Origin of the sequence: Streptomyces tricolor (assembly GCF_002155905.1) — a bacterium.
GTDB lineage: Bacteria > Actinomycetota > Actinomycetes > Streptomycetales > Streptomycetaceae > Streptomyces > Streptomyces tricolor.
The window spans coordinates 1-6,403 of sequence record NZ_MUMF01000658.1 but is presented as its reverse complement, the minus strand read 5'-3'; the positions used below and the strand labels follow the sequence as shown (position 1 = coordinate 6,403).

The window sequence follows — 6,403 nt, the reverse complement described above, 5'->3', positions numbered from 1 at the left end:
CGGTACGGCCCCGGGCGGCGAGTTCCGCCACCAGCCGCCCCGGCCCGCAGCCGACGTCGAGCACGGCGCCCTCGCACCGGTCCAGCACCGCCAGGTCCACGGAGTCCGCCCGCGCGCACCACCGCTCGACCTCCAGCGGCAGCAGCCAGCCGTCGGCACGGCGCAGGAACAGCGGGCCGCGCCCGCTGCGCAGCGCGGCGGCGTAGGGACCGGCCCCGGCCCAGGAGACGGCCGGCGGCGCGCTCACCGCCCGGTCCCGGAGCCGGTCCGGGCGGCGCACCGGGCCAGCCGGGCGGCGAACCGGCCATGCGGCGCCAGGGCGGCCACCGCCACCGCGTCCGCCGCGGTGTCCACGTCCCGCAGCCGGGGCAGCTCGCGCACCCGCAGCCCGGCGTCCCGCAGCCGCCGCCGCTGGACGGCGCCCGTCCGCCGCGTCGACATGGGCACGCCCCGCAGCAGGGCCGGATCGGGCTCGGCCAGCCCCAGCGCCCAGAACCCGCCGTCCTCCGCCGGACCGAAGCAGGCGTCGTACCCCGCGAAGTCCACGGTGAGCAGCTCCGGGGTCACCTGCGGGGTGTCCATGCCGATGAGCAGGGCGGGACCGGCGCACCGCGCGAACGCGTCGGCCAGCCGCACGTCCAGACCGCCCGCGCACTGCGGTACGACCTCGAAGCCGGGCGGCAGCCACGGACCGGGCGCCCCGTCCAGCACCAGCACGCGCCGGGTCGCGGGAGCCGCCGCCACGGCGTGCAGCGTGTCGGCGAGCGCCGCCTCCGCGAGCGCAGCCGCCTCCCCGGGGCTGAACGGCGGGGTGAGCCGCGTCTTGACCCGCCCCGGCAGGGGTTCCTTGGCGATGACGAGCAGCGTGGTCACGACGCGGCCCGCCCGCCGGCCGGGGGTTCGGCCAGGACCCGGCTCATGTCCCGCACCGCCTGCCAGGTGCCGCGCCAGGTGCCCGTCACCTTGGAGGTGCCGGCGCGCGGCAGGTACGGCACGTCGTGCTCGGCGATCCGCCAGCCGGCGTCGGCCGCGCGCACCACCATCTGGAGCGGATAGCCGCTGCGCCGGTCGCTGAGCCCGAGCGCGAGCAGCGGCTCCCGGCGCGCCGCGCGCAGCGGGCCGAGGTCGTGCAGCCGCAGCCCGGTACGGCGGCGCAGCAGCCGCGCGAGCACGTAGTTTCCGGCCCGGGCGTGCGCGGGCCAGACGCGCCGGCCCCGCGCCCGCCGCCGTCCCAGGACCAGGTCGGCCCCGCCGTCGAGCACCTCCCGCACGAAGGGCACGAGGTGCCCGGGGTCGAGGGAGGCGTCGCAGTCGCAGAAGCAGACGACGTCGGCGGTGGCGGCGGCCAGCCCGGCGTGGCAGGCGGCGCCGAAACCGCGCCGCGGTTCATGGACGACGGTCGCGCCGAGGGCGCGGGCGATGTCCGCCGAGCCGTCGGTGGAGCCGTTGTCGACCACGAGGGCGCGCCAGCCCGCCGGGATCCGGGCGAGCACCCAGGGCAGGGCCGCCGCCTCGTCCAGGCAGGGCAGCACCACGTCCACGCTCGCCGGTGAAAGGGGTGATGAGGTGGTCACGCCGTTCACCCTACGAACGCGAAGCGGACATACCGGACCGGAGCTCCTTACGAAACGCGGACGCCGCTCCTTACGAAACGCTGACGTCGGCAGCGGGGCCCCACCGGCGAGAGGACACCCGGGACGGCCCGGTGCGAGGCTGGGACCATGCAGCAGCCGCACCCGCCCGCGAGAGCCGGCACCCTCGACGGGACCGCACCCGGCACCGCCGCGCCCGCCTCCCCGGCCGCCCCCGGTGCCGCCCGGGTCCTGGTCGTCGACGACGACGCGACCGTGGCCGAGGTCGTCGCCGGATACCTCCAGCGCGCCGGATACGTCGTGGACCGGGCCGACGACGGCCCCACCGCCCTCACCCGAGCCGCCGCCCACCGGCCGGACCTGGTCGTGCTCGACCTGATGCTGCCCGGCATGGACGGCCTGGAGGTCTGCCGCCGGCTGCGCGCACGGGCCGCGGTACCCGTCGTCATGCTCACCGCCCGGGGCGACGAGGACGACCGCATCCTGGGGCTGGAGATCGGCGCGGACGACTACGTGACCAAGCCGTTCAGCCCCCGCGAACTGGTCCTGCGGGTGCAGTCGGTGCTCCGCCGCGCGCGCCCGGGACCGGGCACCGGCCCGCTGGCCGCGGCCGGCCTCGCCGTCGACCCCACCGCTCGCCGCGCCACCAAGAACGGCTCGGAACTCGCCCTCACCCTCCGCGAGTTCGACCTCCTCGCCTTCTTCCTGCGGCACCCCGGCCGGGCGTACAGCAGGGAGGACCTCATGCGCGAGGTGTGGGGCTGGGACTTCGGCGACCTGTCCACGGTGACGGTCCACATCCGCCGGCTGCGCGGCAAGGTCGAGGACGACCCGGCCCGGCCGCGCCTGATCCAGACCGTGTGGGGCGTCGGCTACCGCTTCGACCCGAGCGGCCGGGACGCGGAGGGCTGACGTGCGCGACCTTCTGCTCATCGCCCTGTACGCCTTCGCCGGGGCCGCCGCCACCGGCCTGGCCGGAGCCGCCGCGCTCCGGCTGCTGCGGCGCCGCTCGCTCATCGCCTCCCTCGCCGTGACCGCCGCGGTCGGCGTGGGCGGTGTGCTCGCCGGCACCCTCGCGGTCGCCTGGGCGATGTTCCTCTCCCCGCACGACCTGACCGTGGTGACGACCGTCGTCGCGATGGCCGCCGTGGTCTCCCTGGCCACCGCACTGCTCCTGGGCCGCTGGGTCGTCGCCCGCAGCCACGAACTCGCGCTGGCGGCCCGCTCGTTCGGCGAGGCCGGCGACTTCGCCGCCCCGAAGGCCCCGGTCACCGCCGAACTGGCCGAACTGAGCCGCGAGTTGGCCGCCACCAGCGCGAGGCTCGCCGAATCCCGGGAGCGGGAACGGCTGCTGGAGACCTCACGGCGGGAACTCGTGGCATGGATCTCCCACGACCTGCGCACCCCGCTCGCCGGTCTGCGCGCCATGTCGGAGGCGCTGGAGGACGGTGTCGCCGCCGATCCCGACCGCTACCTGAAACAGATCCGCACCGAGGTGGAGCGTCTCAACGACATGGTCGGCGACCTGTTCGAACTCTCCCGCATCCATGCCGGCACCCTCCCCCTGACCCCGTCCCGGATCTCCCTCTACGACCTCGTCGGCGACGCCCTCGCGGGAGCCGACCCGCTCGCCCGCGCCCACGGCGTACGGCTGGTCGGCGACCGGGTGGAGCCGGTCCCGGTGGAGGTCGACGCCAAGGAGATGAGCCGTGTCCTGGGCAACCTGCTGGTCAACGCCATCCGCCGGACGCCCGCCGACGGCACGGTCGCCGTCGCCGCCGAGCGCTCGCCCGACGGCGTGGTGCTGTCCGTGACCGACGGCTGCGGCGGCATCCCCGAGGAGGACCTGCCCCGCGTCTTCGACACCGGCTGGCGCGGCACGCACGCCCGTACGCCGCCGGCCGGGGCGGGCCTGGGCCTCGCCATCGTGCGCGGCATCGTCGAGGCCCACCGGGGCCGGGCCACCGTACGGAACATCCCCGGCGGCTGCCGCTTCGAGGTCACCCTGCCCGCGGCGCAGTAGCACGGCCGGTCCCCGGCACACCCGGTCCCGCTCACCCGGACGCCGCGAACTCCCGCATGCCCTCCGCGAACCCGACCTTTGGCCGCCAGCCCAGCTCGGCCCGCAGCCGCGCCGAGTCGGCCGTGATGTGCCGTACGTCCCCCAGCCGGTACTCCCCGGTGATCACCGGCGCGGGCCCGCCGTGGGCGTCGGCCAGCGCGCGGGCCATCTCCCCGACGGTGTGCGGCTCACCGCTGCCGGTGTTGTACGCGGTGAGCACCCCCGGGACGGACCCCGCCTCCAGCGCCACGGCGTTGGCCGCGGCCACGTCCCGTACGTGCACGAAGTCCCGGCGCTGCCGCCCGTCCTCGAACACCCGCGGCGCCTCACCCCGGGCGAGCGCGGACCGGAAGAAGGAGGCGACACCGGCGTACGGGGTGTCGCGGGGCATCCGGGGCCCGTACACGTTGTGGTACCGCAGCGACACCGCGGACCCGCCGGTCGACCGGGCCCAGGCGGCGGCCAGATGCTCCTGCGCGAGCTTGGTCGTGGCGTACACGCTGCGCGGATCGGCCGGGGCGTCCTCGCCGACCAGCCCCGGAGCGAGCGCCGCGCCGCACACCGGGCACCTCGGCTCGAACCGCCCCGCGTCCAGATCGGCGACCGCCCGCGGCCCGGGCCGTACGACCCCGTCGCGCGGGCACGTGTACCGCCCCTCCCCGTACACCACCATCGACCCGGCCAGCACCAGATGCCGTACCCCCGCCTCGGCCATGGCGGCGAGCAGCACGGCGGTCCCCAGGTCGTTGCGGGAGACGTACTCCGCCGCGTCCCCGAAACCCACCCCGAGCCCGACCATCGCGGCCTGATGGCAGACGGCGTCCACGCCGGCCACGGCCCGCGCCACCGCCGCCGGATCGCGCACGTCCGCGCCGGGATCCGCGCGCACGTCGAACACGACCGCCTCGTGCCCGCGCGCGCTCAGCGCCTCGACGACATGAGACCCGATGAACCCGGCGCCGCCGGTGACCAGTACCCGCATGCACCCACGCTAGGACCGCCCCGGCGCCGGACCACGGGGCCGCGCCCGTACGTCACGGCTCCGTAAGGCGGCGGACCCTCCCGCGTGATCGTCAGGCTGCCGTCGTGACGGAGCACGGGAGCACGGGAGCGGTCGGGACGGGCGCCGGGGACGGGGAGTGGGCCGCGACGCGCCGGTGGGGGGAGCGGAGCCTGCGCCCCGGCCACCGGATCATCGGTGCGGAGCAGTTGCGCGGGGGCTGGACCTCGCGGATGCGGCGGCTCGACGTCGAGGGGGACGGCGAGCGGTACTCCCTGGTCCTGCGCTCCTTCGTCAAGCCGTTCTACGTCAAGCACGCGCCGGGACTGCTGACCCGTGAGGCGGACATCCTCCGGCTGCTCGCGGACACGGACGTGCCGGCCGCTCGGCTGCGCGCGGTCGACGCGGCGGCAGAGCACTGCGACCATCCGTCGCTCCTGATGTTTCCGCCGTCCGCCCCCGGTACACCGGCCCTGCTTCCTGCACCGCGACTTCCACCCGGGCAACGTGCTCTTCTCGGGCACGGGTTCCGCTCTGAGGATCACGGGTGTCGTGGACTGGGTGGAGACCTCCTGGGGCCCCGCCGACCTGGACGTGGCGCACTGCTCCACGGCGCTCGCCCTGCTGCACGGGGTGCGCGTCGGCATGAGCCTGGCCGAGCACTACCTCGCGGCCGGCGGAGCGCTCGGCGACGAGCCGGCCGACCACCTGTACTGGCGGCTGCTCGACGCGCTGGCCTTCGCGCCGGACGCGGAGAAGGTCGCCGTGCCCTGGCGGGAACTCGGCAGGCACGACCTGACCCCGGCGGTGCTCACGGAGCGCTTGGAGGCGTACCTCCAAGCGCTCTTCGAGCGGTGCGGCTGACGGCGCGCCGGCGGGATCCCGGCCTCACCAGGTGACCGGCAGCCGCAGCGGGAAGCGGCGGATGGTCCCGGTGTCCCACTGGATGTCGGCGGGGTCGACGTCCAGACGCAGGTCGGGGAAGCGGGTCAGCAGGCCGGTGACCGCGCTGTCCAGTTCCGCCCGGGCCAGCGGGGCGGCCAGGCAGTGGTGCCCGCCCCAGCCGAACGTCATGTGCGGGTGCACCGGCCGTTCGAGGTCGAGCCTGTGCGGGTCGGGGAACACGGCCGGGTCGCGGTTGGCCGCCAGGTAGGACACGTGCACGTAGTCGCCGGCCTTGATGGCGGTGCCCTCGATCTCCGCGTCCTCCAGCGCGATCCGCGGGATGCCCACGCCCTTGCGGAAGGGGATGAACCGCAGCAGTTCCTCCAGCGCGCCGGGGAACCGGCCGGGGTCGCGCGCGAGCAGGGCCCGCTCCTCGGGCCGGGTCAGCAGCAGATAGGCGATGTTGCTGATCTGGCAGGTCGCGGTGTCGTTGCCGCTGAGGATCAGCGTGACGGCCAGGACCGCCAGTTCGTCGTCGCTGAGCGGCTCCTCGCCCGGCGGCACCTCGGCCGTGGCCATCGCGCTGAGCAGGTCCTCGCCGGGCGCCTTCCGCCGGGCCGGGATCAGTTCCGCGAAGTACTTCCGGAGGCTGGCCTTGGCGTCGGCCGCGTCCTGCCGGGCGTCCGGAGAGGTGGCCAGCAGCCGCATGGTGTACGCGCGCAGCTCGTCGCGGTCGGCCTCGGGGACGGCGAGCAGTTCGCAGATCGTCAGGTGGGGGAGCGGCACCGACAGATGGGTCACCAGGTCCGCCGGCGGTCCCGCCTCGGCCATCGTGGTGAGCAGCCCGGCCACCACCCGGTCCAC

General features: G+C 75.9%; 6 protein-coding genes and 2 pseudogenes. 3 read left to right on the top strand and 5 right to left on the bottom strand.

Going from position 1 to position 6,403, the window contains the following annotated elements:
• From CCN44_RS47700 to CCN44_RS36675, 3 genes and pseudogenes are all read right to left on the bottom strand, one after another.
• Positions 1-247: pseudogene (locus CCN44_RS47700) on the bottom strand (SAM-dependent methyltransferase); the annotation flags it as partial.
• Complete coding sequence (locus CCN44_RS47695; protein ID WP_059246705.1) at positions 244-873, bottom strand: TIGR04282 family arsenosugar biosynthesis glycosyltransferase; 630 nt, start codon at positions 871-873, stop codon at positions 244-246. The pseudogene CCN44_RS47700 and the gene CCN44_RS47695, both read right to left, overlap by 4 nt.
• A complete protein-coding gene (locus CCN44_RS36675; protein WP_086702994.1) occupies positions 870-1,583 on the bottom strand; it encodes a glycosyltransferase family 2 protein in 714 nt (237 codons plus the stop codon). Before CCN44_RS36675 ends, CCN44_RS47695 begins: the two co-directional genes overlap by 4 nt.
• 138 nt (positions 1,584-1,721) lie before the next feature.
• Between CCN44_RS36675 and CCN44_RS36670 the strand changes: the two genes are divergently transcribed.
• Together CCN44_RS36670 and CCN44_RS36665 are read left to right on the top strand one after the other, a co-directional pair.
• Positions 1,722-2,504: a response regulator transcription factor gene (locus CCN44_RS36670; protein WP_223283699.1), complete on the top strand. Its 783-nt coding sequence runs from the start codon at positions 1,722-1,724 to the stop codon at positions 2,502-2,504.
• A 1-nt stretch (position 2,505) separates the two neighbouring features.
• Positions 2,506-3,615: a sensor histidine kinase gene (locus CCN44_RS36665; RefSeq protein WP_086702991.1), complete on the top strand. Its 1,110-nt coding sequence runs from the start codon at positions 2,506-2,508 to the stop codon at positions 3,613-3,615.
• Positions 3,616-3,646: 31 nt separating this feature from the next.
• On the opposite strand, the gene CCN44_RS36660 is transcribed toward CCN44_RS36665, so the two are convergent.
• Entirely contained in the window at positions 3,647-4,636 is a 990-nt protein-coding gene (locus tag CCN44_RS36660) for an NAD-dependent epimerase/dehydratase family protein (RefSeq protein WP_086702989.1), read from the bottom strand.
• A gap of 104 nt (positions 4,637-4,740) precedes the next feature.
• On the opposite strand from CCN44_RS36660, the pseudogene CCN44_RS36655 reads away from it, so the two are divergent.
• A pseudogene (locus CCN44_RS36655) lies at positions 4,741-5,518 on the top strand (phosphotransferase family protein).
• 24 nt (positions 5,519-5,542) lie between these two features.
• Here the strand turns inward: CCN44_RS36655 and CCN44_RS36650 are convergent.
• Positions 5,543-6,403: cytochrome P450 (locus tag CCN44_RS36650; RefSeq protein ID WP_086702986.1), on the bottom strand; the 861-nt coding region annotated here is incomplete at its 5' end.

Excerpts from the sequence above, each read along its gene's own strand:
- CCN44_RS36670 (WP_223283699.1), top strand. The coding sequence starts at position 1,722 with ATGCAGCAGCCGCACCCGCCCGCGAGAGCCGGCACCCTCGACGGGACC.
- CCN44_RS36660 (WP_086702989.1), bottom strand. The coding sequence starts at position 4,636 with ATGCGGGTACTGGTCACCGGCGGCGCCGGGTTCATCGGGTCTCATGTC.